This is a genomic window from Enterobacter sp. SCRI0065 (genome assembly GCF_059766475.1).
This window is the reverse complement of record NZ_JCBAJB010000065.1, coordinates 1-250: the sequence shown is the minus strand read 5'-3', so window position 1 is coordinate 250 and position 250 is coordinate 1. Positions and strand designations below refer to the sequence as shown.

General features: G+C 55.2%; 2 pseudogenes. One reads left to right on the top strand and one right to left on the bottom strand.

Annotated elements, in window-relative coordinates:
* A pseudogene (locus AC6EMZ_RS23470) lies at positions 1 to 133 on the top strand (hypothetical protein); the annotation flags it as partial.
* On the opposite strand, the pseudogene AC6EMZ_RS23465 reads toward AC6EMZ_RS23470, so the two are convergent.
* Positions 121 to 250: pseudogene (locus AC6EMZ_RS23465) on the bottom strand (thiamine pyrophosphate-binding protein); the annotation flags it as partial. The pseudogenes AC6EMZ_RS23470 and AC6EMZ_RS23465 overlap by 13 nt on opposite strands.

Sequence of the window (250 nt, the reverse complement as noted above, 5' to 3'; positions counted from 1 at the left end):
GGATATCACCTGTGACTCCGATGGCGCTATCGATCACTACGTCGACGGCGACGGCATCGCAACGACCATGCCAATGCCGGAGTACGACCCGGAGAACCCACCAATGCTGGGCTTCTTTATGGTCGGGTTGTGGTTCAGGAAATCACGCCACAATACTTCGGCAATGTCAGCCATACCCATAGGGGCACCTGGGTGACCAGATTTGGCTTTCTGTACTGCGTCCATGCTCAGCGCACGAATAGCATTAGCA